Below are 16,853 nucleotides of genomic sequence, written 5' to 3' on the forward strand. Positions count from 1 at the left end.
TTAAATCAATGACTAAGCTTTTATTTTGAATTTTATTCTCACTAGAATTATATATATTACTATTTTATAGGATAAGAAATGATGGCTCATCCCCCTCAAAAGAACCTTGCTGTAGTGCTTTTCTTAGCGGTATTTTTAACGGCCTGCGGTGGTGGTGGTGACTCTGATAATGGTTCTACATCCAATAATCCACAGAGCGAAACACAAGAAGAGCAAGATAGTGAGCCAAGCGATAGTAATCCTACTGAGAATAATCCGCAAGCAGCCTTAAGTGCTAATAATCAATTTAGTCTGGCAAGAACCAGCTGTGGCTTAGGTGGTTTATCTGTTGATACCGCGCTTGATGATATTGCGATTAAGCACGCAAACTATATCAAATACGTCTTTGCTAATAGCACGCCGACCAGTTTTAATGCCCGTGTCGAAAATAAAATCAGCGATATTGCTAGTTTGACAGGTAGCAATAACCCATTCTTCGGTGGATTAGATTTCTCAGATCGCTTATTAAACGCAAAATACAGCAACGCACAATATGGTGCCACAGAAAATATTGCTCAATCTGTCTACTTCAATTCAGCAGGAAGCTTTCTGAAAACGGATGTGGTGGCAACATCAATGGCCAAGTCGTTGTTGGCAGCACCCTATCATTTGCGTTCATTGATGCTACCCACCTCAAGCGCTGTTGGCTCAGGCATGGTTTTATATAAACCGGATGCCAAAAATCCAGCTCTTAACCAAGGTTATGTCTTGGTTAGCCATGCCTCAGCGACACAAGCGACCAAAGATACAACCGTGTCAGGTGTTTTTACTTATCCCTGTCAAGGTGTGACTGATACAGTAACTGCTCTGTATAGTGAGTCGCCAAACCCTGTTAAAGGCACAGGTCGCGATTTACGTACCGATCCTATCGGACAGCCTGTTTATGTGAGTATGCCATCAGCAAACAAAATCAAAGTCAGCAACATCAAGTTCCGAGATACTCAGCGAAATACTAATATACCGATTCAATTGATCGACTTTGATAACGATCCGTATGTGAACACCAACTACGCATTACCAGCGAATGAGGCATTTATTTTGCCATTAACAGATGCACTAAAGAGCTGCGAAGTTAATCGCGCGGCAAATCAAAGCCAGCAATGTGGTCTGTATGGCAATACAAAGTATCAAGTAAGCTTTGATATCTTGATTGATGATAAAAACTTAGAAAGTAAGTCATTCACTTTTACGACGGGTAAGGTAAATTATTAGTTAAGCCGTTTAATCAATTGTACAAACAAAAGGACTGAACCAGATAACTGGCTCAGTCCTTGTTTTATATAAAGACACTATAAGAATGTGACAAAGTAAGCAGACTGGATAAAACCTACTTTAAAATGAAGAATTTGGCTGTTGCAAAAAGGCTTTTTCATCCTCAGTTGATTTGCGCCCTAGTGCCTCATTACGATGTGGGTAACGCCCAAATTGATCAATAATTTCTTTATGACGATATTCAAAATCTAGCGTAGTGGCATCATTTAACTGTCTAAATAATGGCAAATAGCGCTCATGAATTAAGGCAGATTCAGAGTGCATAAATGGGATAATCATAAACTTACGCCATTGCATCGGTAAAGTGTCAAAATAGGGCTGCTGAGTGGCTTCTTGTGCTAAAACTAATGCCATACCGTCTTGGGCAAAAGCACAGGCTTGTTCGCGACACAGGTTTCGTGAAAACTGATCTAAGACAATGATTTCTGCCAATCGTCCTGCTAGCGCTGTTATTGAACTATTGCCATCTAGAGAAGATTCTGCGAGGCGCCATTTAACGCATTCACCTTGCTTTGCTGCCTGCCAAATGTCACCAAACTTGTCCTTTATCTGCTTATCAAAACGATCGTTTTGTTCAAACCAACACGCTTCATTATCTTTATCAAACCAAAAATCCAATACTGCACGCGCATCCGGGTGGAGGTGCGTCAAGTCTATATGTTTTGGGTCTAATTGAGAGGCATGGGATCGACTGGCAGAGGTGGAATAATCGGTTGAGAGTGCCATAAGATATTCTAATTATGATGGATTTAGTCTACTATAGCGCAAATATTTATATCTGTCTGTCAAGATACCAACAGCAGAGTGTCTATTAGGTAACCTATTATGAATGCAAAAAATCTAGAGAATTCTATCAACGTATCGTTGCCACCAACGCCATACTACGTGCTTGATGAAGCGGCGATCGTTGCCAATATGAAAATCATCGCTAGGCTATGTGAGCTGTCTGGTGCAAAAGCATTATTGGCACTAAAATGCTTTGCCACATGGGGTGTTTTTGATGTGATGCAGCCTTATCTGCATGGCACGACTTCGTCTTCACTTAACGAAGTGAGATTGGGCTATGAGACCTTTGGTAATAACGCTGATGCCAGTAGCAGCGATAAAAAAGAAACCCACGCTTATAGCGTCGCCTATAGTGCAGATGAAATTCCTGAAGTACTCAGTTATGCTGATAAGATTATATTTAACTCAATCTCACAGCTAACTGCTTTTAAAAATCAAGCGGCAGCGCAAGGTGTTCCAGTAGGCTTACGATTAAATCCAAAAACCAGCAACTCATCATTTTTGATTGCTGATCCTGCACGTCCATTTAGCCGCCTTGGTGAGCACGATAAAGATAAAATCGCAGCGGTACTAAGCGATATTACAGGCGTTATGATTCATAACAATTGCGAGAATGACAGTTTTGAAGCCTTTAGTGAAAGTTTGGCAGATATCGAATCTAGATTTGGCGATATTTTGCAGCAACTTGAATGGGTAAGCTTAGGCGGCGGCATTCATTTTATCGCGCCTGATTATCCATTAGAAAAGCTGGCTGACAGATTAAAAGTATTTAGTGAGACCTATGGCGTGCAAGTTTATTTAGAACCAGGCGAAGCAAGTATCCATGGCGCGGGCACGTTGGTCACGACAGTGTTAGACACCATGCACAATCAAAAAAATCTCGCCGTCGTCGACGCTTCGATTGAAGCACATATGCTCGACTTGCTTATCTATCGTGAGTCCGCACCGATTGTCGCGATCAATAATACTGCTAGCAATATTGCACCTACTGGCAATCCAGCAGAAGCTGCGCCGTCTGAAGCCAATGCTGAGTCGGCAGACCATACCATTATTTATGGTCGTTCTTGCTTGGCAGGTGATATCTTTGGTGAGTATGCATTACCGAGTAATCTTCAGATAGGCGATAAGATCGCCTTTGGTAATGCTGCCGGTTATACGATGGTCAAGAAAAACTGGTTCAATGGGGTTAATATGCCAGCGATTGTGATTCGTCGTTTGGACGGCAGTACCGATATCCAGCGTGAGTTCGACTATGAGGAATATAAAGCCAGCCTATCTTAAGCCTTAGTAGCCTTAGTTTTTAAGACTATGTTATTGTCGGGTTTTGTATTTTAATGTTTAAAAAACAAAGGCTTAACCTGTATTAGTATGCATTTTAATATCTCTACTTTTTATACATATTTTTTACCGATAAGGGAATAAAAATTGTTATAATCGCGTCGGGCAAATAATGGAGTATTATCTGCCCGACGGGTGCGTGGGTTTTCCTCGGTCTTCCTTTTTAATTCACGCATATCATTCACTCGTTTCTGTTTTGCATAGCCAAAATCAATGGTATCGACAGGGACACAAAGGAGGATTGTTCATTGAACACAAACCAACCAGCCAAATCTAACAAAAAAGACGTACTTATCATCGGAGCAGGCGGCGTCGCTCAAGTGGTCGCGCATAAATGTGCGATGCACAATGATGTGCTCGGCGAGATCCATATCGCCTCACGTACCAAAGACAAATGCGATGCCATCGCGCAGAGCGTAAAAGAAAAAGACAGCTTTAAGCAGGCTGCAGTCTTGCATACGCATCAGGTCGATGCGATGGACAGCCAAGCACTCGTGCAGCTGATACAAGACACAAAAATACAGATACTTATTAATGTTGGCTCGGCATTTATCAATATGACCGTACTAGAAGCTTGTATTGAAACAGGCACGGCATATATAGATACGGCTATTCATGAAGATCCACGCAAGATTTGTGAGACGCCGCCGTGGTACAACAACTACGAGTGGCAACGCAAACAGCGCTGTGCAGACAATAATGTCACTGCTATTTTAGGTGCAGGCTTTGATCCCGGTGTGGTCAATGCGTATGCACGCTTGGGTTATGACATGATGGATGCAGGATCTGTGACTGATATTGACATCATTGATATCAATGCGGGCAGTCATGGCAAATATTTTGCGACTAACTTTGACCCAGAGATCAACTTCCGTGAGTTCACAGGGACAGTTTACTCTTGGCAAGATAGCAAGTGGCAGTCTAATAAAATGTTTGAAGTCAAACGTACAGATGATTTGCCAGTTGTGGGTGTGCAGAACAGCTATCTGAGTGGTCATGATGAAGTGCATTCATTGTCAGCCAACCTAGATGTACCAAACATTCGTTTTTGGATGGGCTTTGGTGAGCATTATATCAATGTATTCACCGTGCTACAGAGCTTAGGCCTACTGTCTGAGCAGCCAGTGATGACGGCTGAAGGCCAAGAAGTGGTGCCGCTAAAAGTCGTGAAGGCGGTACTACCAGATCCAAGCTCGCTTGCACCAGAATATACAGGCAAGACTTGCATTGGTGATAAAGTTAAAGGTAAAATCAATGGCGTTGAGACGGAAGTGTTTATCTACAATGTCTCAGATCATAAAGACGCTTACAACGAAGTGGGTAGCCAAGGTATCTCGTATACTGCAGGCGTGCCACCTGTTGCTGCGGCAATACTAGTCGCGACTGGCGAATGGGACGCAGGCAAGATGGTCAACGTCGAAGAGCTAGATGCCAAGCCATTTATTAATCTATTGAATAAGATTGGTCTGCCAACGCGTATCAAAGATAGCGAAGGTGATAGAGCGCTTGAGTTTGATATTTAATTAGCAAATGTTATTTAGAAAAGCCTATCTTTTATAGATAGGCTTTTTTTATGTCTAGTTATATGAATAAAGGGGGCTAGCGGTGACATGGCGTTCTTGCTACTATCACTGGTAGCTACCATTTTATTTTCTACAAATGCTCTACTTTTTATACTCATTAGCTTTCACTTTAAAAAAATATTAAGGACAGTAAAATTGAGAGTCAATAAATATGGTTTAAAAGATACTATATCCTCTTTAGTGAAAAGAGAAGTTAGGCAGCGCTGTGGGTTTGGTTGTGTTAACTGTGGTAACGCCGTATATCAATATGAACATCTTGATCCTACTTTTGCTGAAGCAAAGGAACACAATCCTGAACATATTGTTTTGTTGTGTGGAGGCTGCCATGATCGAGTCACTAGAAAAATTCTATCTAAAGACACTATCAAAATGCGATCTTTAAATCCTATTTGTAATCAGAAAGGATTTTCTTTTGGTCCTTTTGATCTTGGTCTTGTAGAACCTACTATAAAATTAGGCACCTTGATATGTAAAAATGTAGATTCTTTAATTAATATTGATGGTGAAAGTATTTTCTCTGTGAAAAGACCTGAGTGCACAGGATCACCCTTTAGAATTAACGCCTATCTTACAAATTTTGATGGTAAAGAAATACTGAAGATTGTAAATAATGAATGGGTTACTTCTACATTAAATTGGGACGTTGAAGTTATTGGAGCAAAAATTACGATTCGAAAAAACTCAGGAAATATTTCTCTAGTATTGAGGTCAGAGGCTCCTCACACCCTAATTATCGAAAGACTTGAAATGATGCATCATGGAGTAAAGATTAGCTGTCGAGAAAATGAAGACTTAAAAGTAGTGACTCGAAGTGGTCAAGTTTTGAGCTCTTCATCTATGAGTATATCAGGTTGCAAGGTGGGGTTGGATATATTGGAACACTCGCTTTCAGTAGGTGTTGGCGGTGGTTGTGTGGAAATAAGTAATATGGAAATTAGTTATCAATCTGCAATTAATCGTTACCCTGTACCTTTTAATGAAGTGAAAAAAACTATAAAAAAAGAAAAGATAGGTCGTAACCAACAGTGTCCATGTGGTAGTGGTAAAAAATATAAAAGGTGTTGTGGAATTATATAGTCCAGAGTTTCAGGATATTTATATTGCATTTGATCTTAGGATAAAAATGATGAGCAATGTTTGATCAAGCCTAGTTGCATTGGTTCGTATAGTGAGTCTATATTTTTAAACTATAAATTTTGCTATATTGACCAAAATCAAGGTATAACCTACAGATCACTAGCCCAATTTAAAGGTTGTGCTTCTAGCAATCAATAATGAACCAAACAATCCATCACCTTTCACTAGGATTATATTCTCTCAACGCCGCAATACGATCATCCAATGTTGGGTGTGAGCGGAACAGGTTGGCAATACTAAAGCCTTGAGATTGTCCAGACGAGATTGCAAATGCTTTCATACTCTCAGGCATTTGATCTGGTCGCTGTGCAGAAGGACGCAGAGCATCAAGCGCACTGATCATTTTTTCGCGGCTGGCAAGTTTGGCGCCCATTTGATCCGCACGGAATTCACGTAAGCGTGAGAACCACATCACGATAGCAGACGCCAAAAACCCAAGCAAAATATCCATCACAATACTGGTGATAAAGTAACCGATACCTGGGCGATCACTGGTGTTTTTGAACACAGTACGGTCCACGAAACTACCGATAATGCGCGCAAAGAACATCACAAACGCATTGACCACGCCTTGAATGAGGGCAAGGGTTACCATATCACCGTTGGCTACATGACCAATCTCATGCGCTAGTACCGCTTCGACTTCATCTTGATTCATATTTTGTAGTAGACCAGAGGATACCGCTACCAGCGCTTTATTCTTATTCCAGCCAGTTGCAAACGCGTTTGGCTGCGAGTTATTAAAAATACCAACCTCAGGCATACCGATGTTTACCGCTTGCGCTTGTTTTGCCACTGTATCGACCAGCCATTGCTCAGTTGGGTTGCGTGCGGATTCTATTACCACCGTACCCGTGGATTTTTTGGCCATCCATTTCGACAGAAATAGCGAAATCATTGAGCCGACCATACCGTAGATACCGCACATAATTGCAAGGCTGACATAATTTAGCCCGCCTGCCGTATATACACCGCCAATCCCAAAAAATCTGGATAGTATCCCAAACACAATGCTAAAGACCACGATCACGGCCAAGTTGGTCAATAAAAACAATCCAATACGCATCATGACGCTAATTTCCTATTTAAATTTAAAGTGTTGGTATGGCCTAGATAGGCGGTTATTTAAGAAGTTTGTTTGCCATGATAGATTTTACTGGGGTTTTGTGTGTCATACTATTTCAATATTGTCAAAATGCTAAAGTAATTATGTTGTCCTAGCTATAGTGAGATTTTTTGAGACAATTAGCGAGCTAGGTATATTAGCTCGTTGCCAAGACCGGTTAGCTACAGTACAACATCATTGAAAGTATTGCCTATTGATCTAAGTATTAAGTTTTGGTCAACTATTTCTTATTTTGATTTCTCCTAAGATAATGATGACCAAGATTAATCTTTAAAAAATTATAAAAATGAGAACATCACATGCAACTAGAAATAAATATTATAGACGCCTTCACTGACACGTTGTTTAAAGGCAATTCTGCGGCGGTTATTGTGACATATACATGGTTAGATGATGCTTTGATGCAGTCTATTGCGTCTGAAAATAACTTGTCTGAGACCGCTTTTATTGTTGCTGATGGCAAAGGTGTTTATCATATTCGTTGGTTCTCACCATTGACCGAAATTGACTTCTGTGGTCATGCGACCTTAGCCGCTGCCTATGTATTGTTTAATAAAAATTCAAACGTACAGTCGATTAACTTTTCAGCCAAAGCGGTTGGTATTTTGACAGTCGCAAAAACGGATTCTGGCAAAATGCAAATGGATTTTCCCAATAGAATGCCTGAGAGAATCGATGAGATTCCTGATAGTTTATTAGCAGGTCTATCCATTGGGCCTGCTGAAGTCTATCGTAATACTCAAGCGTATTTCGTCATCTATGATTCTGAATCCGATGTGCTGAATGTCGCGCGTGATAATGAAAAGTTGAAGCAGCTAGCGCCCTATGATGTGGTGGTAACTTGTCAGGCAACCTCAGAGAGGTATCATGATTATGATTTTATCTCTAGATACTTTCGGCCAGCAAATGGTGGTGATGAAGACCCAGTAACAGGTTCGATTCATACTGGACTTGCCCCTTTATGGGCGAAGCGTTTAGCCAAAAATGAATTAGTCGCTTATCAAGCATCTAGTCGCGGCGGTGTGCTTGACTGTACCGTGGCAGACGATAGAGTGCTTATTTCTGGCAATGCCGTACAATACCTGACTGGATTTATTACCGTTGAGGAGTAGGTAAGTTTGACAGAATTAAAAACCGTTGGGCTTTTTGCGCTGACCGCATTGGCTGAGATTGCAGGGTGTTATTTGCCTTATCTATGGTTACGAGAAGATAAATCTATCTGGCTATTAATACCTGGCGCGCTGAGTTTGATCGCGTTTGTCTGGCTGCTGTCATTACATCCGACTGCTGCAGGTAGGGTCTATGCGGCCTATGGTGGCGTATATATTTGTATGGCGATTTTATGGTTATGGACGGTCAATGGGATACGACCAACCATGTGGGACATAGTGGGCTCAGTAGTTGCACTATTAGGAATGGCGGTTATTATGTTTGCGCCGCGCAGTGCCTAAAAAAAACGAGTGGCCAACTCAAAAAAACGCCAATCAAACCACTAGGTCAGATTGGCATATTGATACGAGAAATATTAATGTTTACCTAAGATGCTACCATTGTCGTCTTTTTTCGCCGCTTTCTTTTCTTTTGCTGTCAAAAGTGGTTTCTTTTTGACATTCTTCTTACTGTCTTGACTTTGCTCATGGTAATTCCTTTGTAGATAACGCATACAACCAGCTAAGCCAATTGGGCTGACTTAAGGTAAGTATGGTGACGACTAACATAGTCGCTTACTAAATCGAGTATAGGCTTAAGCATTAGTAATAGATAGTACTCGCACAATTCAATTCGCCTACGATTCAGTTCTCTTGCTTCTTTCCTTTAGCGAAATCATTGCTTTAGCCAAGTTATGCGCTAATCGATTCGTTCAATTAATCATGGTATTCATAAGTGCTTACTTACGGATACATGGCGATTTGCTATAATTAGCCATAAACCGATTCATAAACGCGGCAAACTCTTATTTATTAACATTTAGCACCATCGTGCTCACTGTTTTGGTCAAATTATTATGCGTATACGTAAACTATTCAAATTTGAAAACGCTCACATCGTTCGCAACTGTAGCTCTGAGCGTTGCAAGCACTCCATCCATGGTCACAGCTATCAGATTGAGCTGATTTTAGAAGCCACCCGTCTAGACCATGGGCAAATGGTTTATGACTTTGGGCTGCTAAAATCTTCGATCAAAGACATTATCGACAGCTTTGATCATGCGATTTGTTTTTGGAACAAAGACGATCCTGAATATGTCGCAGCGTGTAAGAAATTTAGCGCACGTTGGATCAGTCTGCCAGTCTCACCATCGGCAGAACAGTTTTCACGGGTGATTTTCTTTTGGGCGCAAGAAATACTGCGACAGACGCAAATGCAAAATGGTGAGGCGGATGTCAGTGTGTATTCAGTGATTGCTCATGAAACCGCGACGGGTTACGCGCAGTGTTTCGCCGATGATGTGGCAAACGAGCAAATGGGTAAGCTGGTTTTAGAGGATTTCGAATTTAGTGAACAAGTTCGTGCTGAGTGGACGGACTCTGAGCTATACGCCAAGCTGATTCGCGGTGAAAGCTTCACCAACCCAACGGTGACTATGCAGGTACAGCCAGAGCAAGCACAGGCAGGTTCAGACTGATGCATAATGATCAATCAATAGAAAACAGTGACAGCGTGCAAACTTTGATACTGAACTCTGAGCAAGATACACAGTTATTGGCTAAGCAACTGGCAGCATTGCCGCTGACGGGTAGTGTGTGGCTGGCAGGGGATTTGGGTGCAGGTAAAACCACTTTAACGCGTTACTGGTTGCATGCTCTCGGTCATACTGGAGCGGTAAAAAGCCCAACGTATACCTTGGTTGAGCCTTATAGCATTGAACAAAACAATGGCACGACTAAGCCAGTTTATCATGCAGATTTATATCGTCTCCAAGATCCAGAAGAGCTGTCTTTTATTGGCTTTGATGAGTATTTAGATGAGCCTGAAGCGCTCGTTATCATTGAATGGGCGAGCCGTGCTGATGGTTATCTACCGATGCCAACTTTGTTTATCGATATTACGCAAGTTGAAAACGATGATAAAGGTAATGAAGCACGCCAAGTGCACTTAAGAGTATCAAAAGCAGGCCAAGCGCAAGGTCTGGATTTATCAAAATTTAATATCTAAATCACACCACTTGCCATTCTTTTAAAATATGACATCTATCAATGCCAGATAATCACCCCAACACCCGTATCAAAAAACTATCGCCGCTGCTGATTAATCAACTAGCAGCAGGTGAGGTCGTGACACGTCCAGCAGCGGTCGTCAAAGAGCTGCTCGAAAATGCCATTGATGCAGGTGCCACCAATATTGAGGTACGTATTACTCAAGGTGGTATGGGCATGATTGAAGTGGTGGATAACGGTGTGGGTATTCATCCTGATGATATGGTGATGGCGATTACTCGTCATGCGACTAGCAAAGTCGCTGATGTTGCGAACTTGCACGGCATTACGACGCTCGGTTTTCGCGGTGAAGCATTGGCAGCGATGGCGGCTGTCTCTCGTTTGACCTTGACGAGTAGCCATGATGAGAGTGGTATAGGCCGTCAACTACAGGTGGCTGGAGTATTAGATGATACCCCAAAGCTCACACCAGTCGTTCATAATCGCGGCACAACAATCATAGTCAAAGACTTATATTTTAATGTGCCTGCCCGCCGCGGTAATTTAAAATCTATTGCCACTGAATTTGGCCACATCGAGACCATCGTCCGTGAAGTCGCACTGGCGCGAGCTGATGTCGCACTGACACTTTTTCATGACAATAAAAAGCGGTTATCATTGTCTGCAAATGCTACAAACGTTAACGATAATGATGCTAACCGTCTACCGTTGCCGCGTCTCGAGCAAGCGACTGGTATGCCATTAACGGACAATGCGCTAGCAGTATCGATAGATTTATCGAGTCTTGTGCAGTCGTCTGTAGCGTACGGCGATAGCACAGTTGATCAGGCAGCAATCAGTGGCTGGTTATGGCCGATGACCGATGAGCAGATAGCATTGCCAAAGCTGATCTATGTGAATGGTCGCTTGGTAAAAGAGGCGTTGATCAGTAACCAAATGCGTCAACTGGCTCAGAGCGCTCAGTTAGCAGGTATGGGGTATGCGCTTTATTTTGAGTTGCCAACTCAGTGGCTCAATGTCAATGTGCATCCATCGAAGCAGCGTATCAAAATCAGTCCGCTAAACAATATCATGGCTCACTTAAGCCATACGATTCGTTCACAGCTAAAAATAGTCAATGCTACGCCAAAGGTTGCTAGCCCCGATAATCCAGAAGTGCCAGAAAAAGACGTCTCTGTAGATAATTTGTCTGACACACATTTACCCAATGATATGCCTACAGAGCACATAAGGCAGAGCAGACAAGTGCAAGCTCCTAGGCAGTCATATCAATCTGCTTCAAGCAAATCATTTTCACATAAGTCGCCAGCTAAAGAACCAGCACCATCTTATGTCGATGAGCCGTTACAGCAAAGTCGCCATACTTCGTATCGTTCATCCGAAGCGCCTACAGTTTCATCCTTACCAATCTGCTTGGATATTATTAATGATGCAGAGGCTCTTGTTATCGATTCAACCGCAACTGATAAAAACCTACCTTGGCTCTTATTTCATCATCAAGGGCAATGTCTATTAATAAGTACTAAAGACTGGCAGTCAAAGGTAAGCCAGTTGTTTGAATCATCTATATTTAGCAATAAGGTATTTAAAAAAGATAAAATGTCAAACAGTGCTATGGAGATCAATCAACAGCTTACAACAGTAAGCTCGCAAATGACTGCACAAGACTCAGCAGTTTTTGTCGCAGATCTCGCTGATATACTGACAAGAAATGCGATCAAAATCTTAGACAGTCATCGTTTAGTCACACTAATGTTATCTTCTACATCCGAATAAATATCAAGCTGACTACTATTTTAGCCAACTATATAAAGGCAATTCTATGCAATATTCGTCTGATAGCGTCTCTACTAATCTGCCTGATAATAGTGTCGTGTGTCTGATGGCGCCCACTGCCAGCGGAAAAACAGCATTAGCATATGAATTATACGATACAGGCCGTTTTGAACTGATTTCTGTGGATTCAGCACTGATATATCGCGATATGAATATTGGTACGGCAAAACCAACAGCAGATGAATTAACGCGTTATCCGCATCATTTGGTTGATATTATTGATCCCATGCAAAGCTATAGTGTTGCTGAGTTTGTTGATGATGTAGCACGTCTTATTGATGAGTGTCATGAGCGCAAAAAGATACCGCTGTTAGTAGGTGGCACCATGATGTATTACATGGCGCTACTCGATGGCCTGTCTCCCGTACCTGATAGCGATGACAGCGTACGTGCACGCGTAGAACAATGGCGTCAAGAGGAAGGTATCAGTGCTTTATATGATTATCTTGGCAATGTTGACTCAGTTAGCCATCAGCGTTTGAATGCGACGGATACTCAGCGCATTACTCGGGCAATTGAGGTTTATTTGCAGACAGATAGGCCCATAAGCGACTGGCAGCGTGAGCCAAAACAAGCTTTGGCCCATCATCCAGAACAGCAGTGGCATGCATTGTCAGTGATACCAGACCGCCCGTGGTTACATGCGCGTATCGAACAGCGCCTTGATATCATGTGGCAAGAAGGGTTAGTGGCAGAGGTTGTTGGCTTACTTGAGAAGTACCCGCTGACCCCTAATATGCCGTCGATGCGCTGTGTGGGTTATCGCCAAGTATTGGAATATCTCGTTCGTACGCAGCATCCAGTATTGGATAAAACCCATTTGGACAAAGCGCAATTTTATGAAGCCTTCGCAGACTCTAAAAGCCTAATGGCCATAAATAAGATACAAGGAGAGGGCGTTTACACAAATGCTCAGCCAGATGTATCCTATGCTGAGACCGAAGCGCTTGCTTGTCAGGAAATGCAAAATAAGTCATTATATGCCACAAGGCAGCTAGCAAAACGCCAATATACATGGCTTAGAAAAGTTGCTCAATTGCCTGATGCTGTATCTGAGTTTGATGATGCGGTCCCCAAAGGGATGGTGCTAAAAAACTTTACAACAATGGCACAAGCAAGAGATTATCTTTTTTGAAAACATGCTTTTATCTTATTAACGTGCGTCTTACTTTACGTTTTCAAAGCACGTTATTGATATATAAATAAAGAATCACAATTAGTTTCAAAAATTAGCATGGATAGCTGTTATAATTTGAGATTACTACAGATATAGTAGCCGTCAAATACAGTTGTCTTGGTAGTAGATAGCTATTAACTTTTACAGAAAAAACGCTTGATGAAACAAGTAGTTACTTAATTATTTACAATAATAACGTATTCGCGATAAAGTGGAATAACTTAAGAACAATGAATATTTATTTAGATACGTTTTATAAAGAAAACATATTATTGTATCTACCTTTTAGCCACTATAATTAAATTGACACTTAGAATAATTGGCACTCAAAACATAACTATATAATATTTAGGAGAGATTTCATGTCAAAAGGACAAACTTTACAAGATCCATTCTTGAATTCGCTGCGCAAAGATCGCATTCCTGTCTCTATTTTTTTGGTTAACGGTATCAAGCTGCAGGGCCAAATTGAATCGTTCGATCAATATGTTGTACTCCTCAAAAATACAGTCAGTCAGATGGTATATAAACATGCCATCTCAACCGTAGTGCCAGCTCGTAACCCGCGTAGTAGTACAACCACTACAGGTACTGGCGCTCAACCTCAAGGCTTAGCGCAAACTGGCTATCAAGGTGGTGGCTTTGAGCGTGGCAGCAATCCTGCTGCGGGTGGTTTTGAAGAGCGTGGTTTTGCCTCTAGTCGTAGTGGATTTAATCGCGGAGGGTTTAGTCAAGGTCAAGAACGTGGCTTTGAGCGTGGTAGCTTTGGACAAGGTCAGGAACGCGGTTTTGAGCGCGGCGGCTTTGGACAGGATCGTGGTTTTGATGCATCGACAGACGGTACGGGCTTTGAAGAAAAGCCGGACAACGGATCGAATGATACCAATAGTTAATTAGCTGCACGCATTGAGTGTATTATCCAACTATACATTAAAAGACATGATTTATACGATTAAGACCTGCTAACATAGTGGGTTTTTTTTATATAAATAAGCAGATAGTTACTGTAAAAAATAATGGCTGTCTCCATTATATAAATGGTAGGCCATTATTAATATGAAACAGAGTATAGTAAAATACTAGGTTGATTCATTATAAAAATAGAGCAGATCCATGAGCGATACTACAACTGATTTGACCCATGAGCAATTTATCACAACGGCTATTGACGCGATTAATACTGAGATATCTGCATTAGCATTGTTGACAGAGCAGATAGATGACAGGTTTGCACAAGCATGTGACGTTATTTTGGCTTGTCAGGGTCGAGTGGTAGTAACGGGCATGGGTAAATCAGGATTGATTGGACGTAAAATAGCAGCGACTTTTGCCTCGACGGGTACGCCTGCTTTTTTTATGCATCCTGGTGAGGCAGGTCATGGCGATTTGGGCATGCTGGTCAAAGGTGATGTACTGCTTGCTATCTCGAACTCTGGTGAATCCGATGAGATTAAGATGCTACTGCCAGTGGTCAAACGCTTACACATCCCTCTAATTAGTATCAGCCGAGATAAACGCGGTATGCTGCCACGAGCGGCTGATATTGTTTTGACCCTTGGCCACTCACAAGAGGCTTGTCCGCTCAATCTTGCCCCTACATCGAGTACAACGGCTACCTTAGCGTTAGGGGATGCTCTAGCGGTCGCCTTGGTACATGCTCGTAACTTCACTTCTGAGGACTTTGCATTATCGCATCCAGCGGGCGCATTAGGTCGTCAACTATTGACGCGTGTCGAAGATTTAATGCATACCAAGTCAGAAGACTTACCCTTGATTCACCAACAAGCACCGCTACAGCAAGCACTATTTACGATGTCTGCTGGACGCTTAGGGATGACCGTGGTGACGGATGATAGTGATAAAGTCGTTGGCGTATTTACAGATGGTGACTTACGCCGTGGTCTTGAAAAAGGTATTGATCTACAAACGCCGATGAATGAGGTAATGGTCAGTAACCCACGCCATATCAGTAAAACAATGCGCGCATCGGATGCCTTGAGTGTCATGAATGAAAATGGTATCAGTCAATTACTAATTATTGATGATGAAGATCGTTTAGAAGCAGTCATCACGGTTCATGATCTATTACAAGCTGGTGTAAAGTAATTCATTAATAGTTGATAGAACGATTGGTTTTTCATATAAAATAGTTAGAAAAATATTCGTCAAAAAGAGACAAATAATGCAAGATTTAATAAAAAAAGCCGGACAAGTAAAGCTATTGATCATGGATGTCGATGGGATTTTATCTAATGGTCAAATTATCTACGACGCAAATGGTATCGAAACCAAAGCGTTTTCAGTACAGGATGGCGTCGGTGTTAAGTCTCTAGCGCGTTATGGCATTTTAACTGCTATTATTACTGGGCGTAGCAGCGCTATGGTTGATAAACGTGCAACAGAAATGGGTGTCAATCATGTGGTACAAGGACGGGATGATAAGCTCATTGCACTAAAAGAGTTATTATCGTCTCTTGACCCTGCGCTCAATATTACTGCTGCCGACTGCGCTTATATGGGTGATGACTTGCCAGATATTAAAGCGATGCAAACGGTAGGGTTTGCAGCAACCGTACCCAATGCACACGCGGAAGTCATAAAACGCAGTGATATGGTCACCACTCGAGCAGGTGGTACCGGCGCAGTACGTGAAGTATGTGATCTCATCTTAAAGGGGTACGGACATTATCAAGACTTTATTGCACATTATACGCTTGATGAAACTCAAGCTCAGGATGAACTGTCGTGAATACACGTGTTCTCATTATATTAGCGTTGATTATTGCTGGTATTGCGGGCTGGTTTTTCCAGCAACAAGGGGATGTGTCGCCACCAGTCAATATCGAGACGACAGATGTCGATTATGAAGCCACTGATATCAAAGCAGTTCAGACAAATGAGCAAGGTGAAACTGAGTATGAACTTACTGCTGAGTCTTTAACGCATAATCCTGAGACCAATCAGGATGAGATGTCAGGCATCACGATGAATTGGGAGCCGTCAACAGAGCAGCGCTACCGTATTCAAGCAGGTAGTGCAGCCATCAGTCAGCAAACAGGGGAGTTGAGCTTATCAGGTGGCTTTACACTGGTTAGCGAAGGTAATAAAGAGGCGTCTGATATTGAGCCAATCAAAGTGACTGGTAGTACCCTAAAAGGCAATACAAAGTCTGGTCAAGTGTATAGCGATGAGCCCGTCAAAATTGAACAAGGGATGAATCGTTTTGAAGCATCCAGCATGACTGCCAATCTGGAAACGGGTGAATATGAGTTTGGGCAAGTTGCTGTCGCTTTTACGCCCGCTGATCGTCAAGACAAAGCATTATTTTAAACTAGCGTTTTCTACTACATTAAAACAGCAGCCATCATGAAGTTTGCAAATCCTATCAACAATTATGAAAC

The 16,853-nt window shown here is 42.0% G+C and carries 17 protein-coding genes; 14 read left to right on the forward strand and 3 right to left on the reverse strand.

Annotated elements, in window-relative coordinates; translation table 11 throughout:
• Positions 1–81: 81 nt before the first annotated feature.
• On the forward strand, positions 82–1,251 hold the full coding sequence (locus AC58CZ_RS04110; protein WP_494223384.1) for a CAP domain-containing protein: 1,170 nt from the start codon (positions 82–84) through the stop codon (positions 1,249–1,251).
• Positions 1,252–1,371: 120 nt separating this feature from the next.
• Here the strand turns inward: AC58CZ_RS04110 and AC58CZ_RS04115 are convergent, their stop codons facing one another.
• Positions 1,372–2,037, reverse strand: a complete 666-nt coding sequence (locus AC58CZ_RS04115; RefSeq protein WP_083328820.1) for a DUF924 family protein — start codon at positions 2,035–2,037, stop codon at positions 1,372–1,374.
• A 99-nt stretch (positions 2,038–2,136) separates the two neighbouring features.
• On the opposite strand from AC58CZ_RS04115, the gene AC58CZ_RS04120 reads away from it, so the two are divergent.
• The 3 genes from AC58CZ_RS04120 (at position 2,137) to AC58CZ_RS04130 (ending at position 6,095) form a co-directional block, all read left to right on the forward strand.
• Positions 2,137–3,378, forward strand: coding sequence for a carboxynorspermidine decarboxylase (locus AC58CZ_RS04120; RefSeq protein ID WP_071001704.1), 1,242 nt, complete (start codon positions 2,137–2,139; stop codon positions 3,376–3,378).
• Between the two features lie 305 nt (positions 3,379–3,683).
• On the forward strand, positions 3,684–4,958 hold the full coding sequence (locus tag AC58CZ_RS04125; protein WP_071001702.1) for a saccharopine dehydrogenase family protein: 1,275 nt from the start codon (positions 3,684–3,686) through the stop codon (positions 4,956–4,958).
• A gap of 195 nt (positions 4,959–5,153) precedes the next feature.
• Positions 5,154–6,095: an SEC-C metal-binding domain-containing protein gene (locus AC58CZ_RS04130; RefSeq protein ID WP_252962468.1), complete on the forward strand. Its 942-nt coding sequence runs from the start codon at positions 5,154–5,156 to the stop codon at positions 6,093–6,095.
• Positions 6,096–6,309: 214 nt separating this feature from the next.
• Here the strand turns inward: AC58CZ_RS04130 and htpX are convergent, their stop codons facing one another.
• The gene (gene htpX, locus AC58CZ_RS04135; RefSeq protein WP_071001698.1) at positions 6,310–7,224 is read right to left on the reverse strand and encodes a protease HtpX; all 915 of its coding nucleotides are present in this window, start codon (positions 7,222–7,224) and stop codon (positions 6,310–6,312) included.
• Between the two features lie 356 nt (positions 7,225–7,580).
• On the opposite strand from htpX, the gene AC58CZ_RS04140 reads away from it, so the two are divergent.
• Both AC58CZ_RS04140 and AC58CZ_RS04145 read left to right on the forward strand, forming a co-directional pair.
• A complete protein-coding gene (locus AC58CZ_RS04140; protein WP_071001696.1) occupies positions 7,581–8,393 on the forward strand; it encodes a PhzF family phenazine biosynthesis protein in 813 nt (270 codons plus the stop codon).
• 6 nt (positions 8,394–8,399) lie between these two features.
• Positions 8,400–8,732, forward strand: coding sequence for a YnfA family protein (locus AC58CZ_RS04145; protein ID WP_071001695.1), 333 nt, complete (start codon positions 8,400–8,402; stop codon positions 8,730–8,732).
• 74 nt (positions 8,733–8,806) lie between these two features.
• On the opposite strand, the gene AC58CZ_RS04150 is transcribed toward AC58CZ_RS04145, so the two are convergent.
• A complete protein-coding gene (locus tag AC58CZ_RS04150) occupies positions 8,807–8,944 on the reverse strand; it encodes a hypothetical protein (RefSeq protein WP_197496715.1) in 138 nt (45 codons plus the stop codon).
• A 342-nt stretch (positions 8,945–9,286) separates the two neighbouring features.
• Here AC58CZ_RS04150 and AC58CZ_RS04155 point away from each other — a divergent pair, with 342 nt between their 5' ends.
• The 8 genes from AC58CZ_RS04155 to lptC all read left to right on the forward strand — a co-directional run bounded on the left by AC58CZ_RS04155 (position 9,287) and on the right by lptC (position 16,782).
• Entirely contained in the window at positions 9,287–9,907 is a 621-nt protein-coding gene (locus AC58CZ_RS04155; RefSeq protein WP_071001693.1) for a 6-pyruvoyl trahydropterin synthase family protein, read from the forward strand.
• Positions 9,907–10,437, forward strand: coding sequence for a tRNA (adenosine(37)-N6)-threonylcarbamoyltransferase complex ATPase subunit type 1 TsaE (gene tsaE, locus AC58CZ_RS04160; RefSeq protein WP_071001691.1), 531 nt, complete (start codon positions 9,907–9,909; stop codon positions 10,435–10,437). Before AC58CZ_RS04155 ends, tsaE begins: the two co-directional genes overlap by 1 nt.
• A gap of 41 nt (positions 10,438–10,478) precedes the next feature.
• Positions 10,479–12,215: a DNA mismatch repair endonuclease MutL gene (mutL, locus tag AC58CZ_RS04165; RefSeq protein ID WP_340050161.1), complete on the forward strand. Its 1,737-nt coding sequence runs from the start codon at positions 10,479–10,481 to the stop codon at positions 12,213–12,215.
• 46 nt (positions 12,216–12,261) lie between these two features.
• Entirely contained in the window at positions 12,262–13,410 is a 1,149-nt protein-coding gene (gene miaA / locus AC58CZ_RS04170) for a tRNA (adenosine(37)-N6)-dimethylallyltransferase MiaA (protein WP_340050160.1), read from the forward strand.
• Between the two features lie 404 nt (positions 13,411–13,814).
• Positions 13,815–14,345 (forward strand): RNA chaperone Hfq, encoded by a 531-nt coding sequence (gene hfq, locus AC58CZ_RS04175; RefSeq protein WP_223334203.1) that lies wholly within the window; start codon positions 13,815–13,817, stop codon positions 14,343–14,345.
• Between the two features lie 220 nt (positions 14,346–14,565).
• On the forward strand, positions 14,566–15,558 hold the full coding sequence (locus tag AC58CZ_RS04180) for a KpsF/GutQ family sugar-phosphate isomerase (protein WP_071001686.1): 993 nt from the start codon (positions 14,566–14,568) through the stop codon (positions 15,556–15,558).
• A 76-nt stretch (positions 15,559–15,634) separates the two neighbouring features.
• Positions 15,635–16,201, forward strand: coding sequence for a KdsC family phosphatase (locus AC58CZ_RS04185; RefSeq protein ID WP_071001685.1), 567 nt, complete (start codon positions 15,635–15,637; stop codon positions 16,199–16,201).
• Positions 16,198–16,782, forward strand: coding sequence for an LPS export ABC transporter periplasmic protein LptC (lptC, locus tag AC58CZ_RS04190; RefSeq protein ID WP_058024069.1), 585 nt, complete (start codon positions 16,198–16,200; stop codon positions 16,780–16,782). The genes AC58CZ_RS04185 and lptC overlap by 4 nt, the downstream gene beginning before the upstream one ends.
• The last annotated feature ends 71 nt before the right edge of the window (positions 16,783–16,853 follow it).

Source organism: Psychrobacter sp. CR212, assembly GCF_059693765.1.

Bases quoted from the DNA above. Each gene is read 5' to 3' on its own strand.
- AC58CZ_RS04110 (WP_494223384.1), top strand. From the start codon at position 82: ATGGCTCATCCCCCTCAAAAGAACCTTGCTGTAGTGCTTTTCTTAGCG.
- AC58CZ_RS04115 (WP_083328820.1), bottom strand. From the start codon at position 2,037: ATGGCACTCTCAACCGATTATTCCACCTCTGCCAGTCGATCCCATGCC.
- AC58CZ_RS04120 (WP_071001704.1), top strand. From the start codon at position 2,137: ATGAATGCAAAAAATCTAGAGAATTCTATCAACGTATCGTTGCCACCA.
- htpX (WP_071001698.1), bottom strand. From the start codon at position 7,224: ATGATGCGTATTGGATTGTTTTTATTGACCAACTTGGCCGTGATCGTG.
- AC58CZ_RS04140 (WP_071001696.1), top strand. From the start codon at position 7,581: ATGCAACTAGAAATAAATATTATAGACGCCTTCACTGACACGTTGTTT.
- AC58CZ_RS04150 (WP_197496715.1), bottom strand. From the start codon at position 8,944: ATGCGTTATCTACAAAGGAATTACCATGAGCAAAGTCAAGACAGTAAG.
- AC58CZ_RS04155 (WP_071001693.1), top strand. From the start codon at position 9,287: ATGCGTATACGTAAACTATTCAAATTTGAAAACGCTCACATCGTTCGC.
- tsaE (WP_071001691.1), top strand. From the start codon at position 9,907: ATGCATAATGATCAATCAATAGAAAACAGTGACAGCGTGCAAACTTTG.
- mutL (WP_340050161.1), top strand. From the start codon at position 10,479: ATGCCAGATAATCACCCCAACACCCGTATCAAAAAACTATCGCCGCTG.
- miaA (WP_340050160.1), top strand. From the start codon at position 12,262: ATGCAATATTCGTCTGATAGCGTCTCTACTAATCTGCCTGATAATAGT.
- hfq (WP_223334203.1), top strand. From the start codon at position 13,815: ATGTCAAAAGGACAAACTTTACAAGATCCATTCTTGAATTCGCTGCGC.
- AC58CZ_RS04180 (WP_071001686.1), top strand. From the start codon at position 14,566: ATGAGCGATACTACAACTGATTTGACCCATGAGCAATTTATCACAACG.
- AC58CZ_RS04185 (WP_071001685.1), top strand. From the start codon at position 15,635: ATGCAAGATTTAATAAAAAAAGCCGGACAAGTAAAGCTATTGATCATG.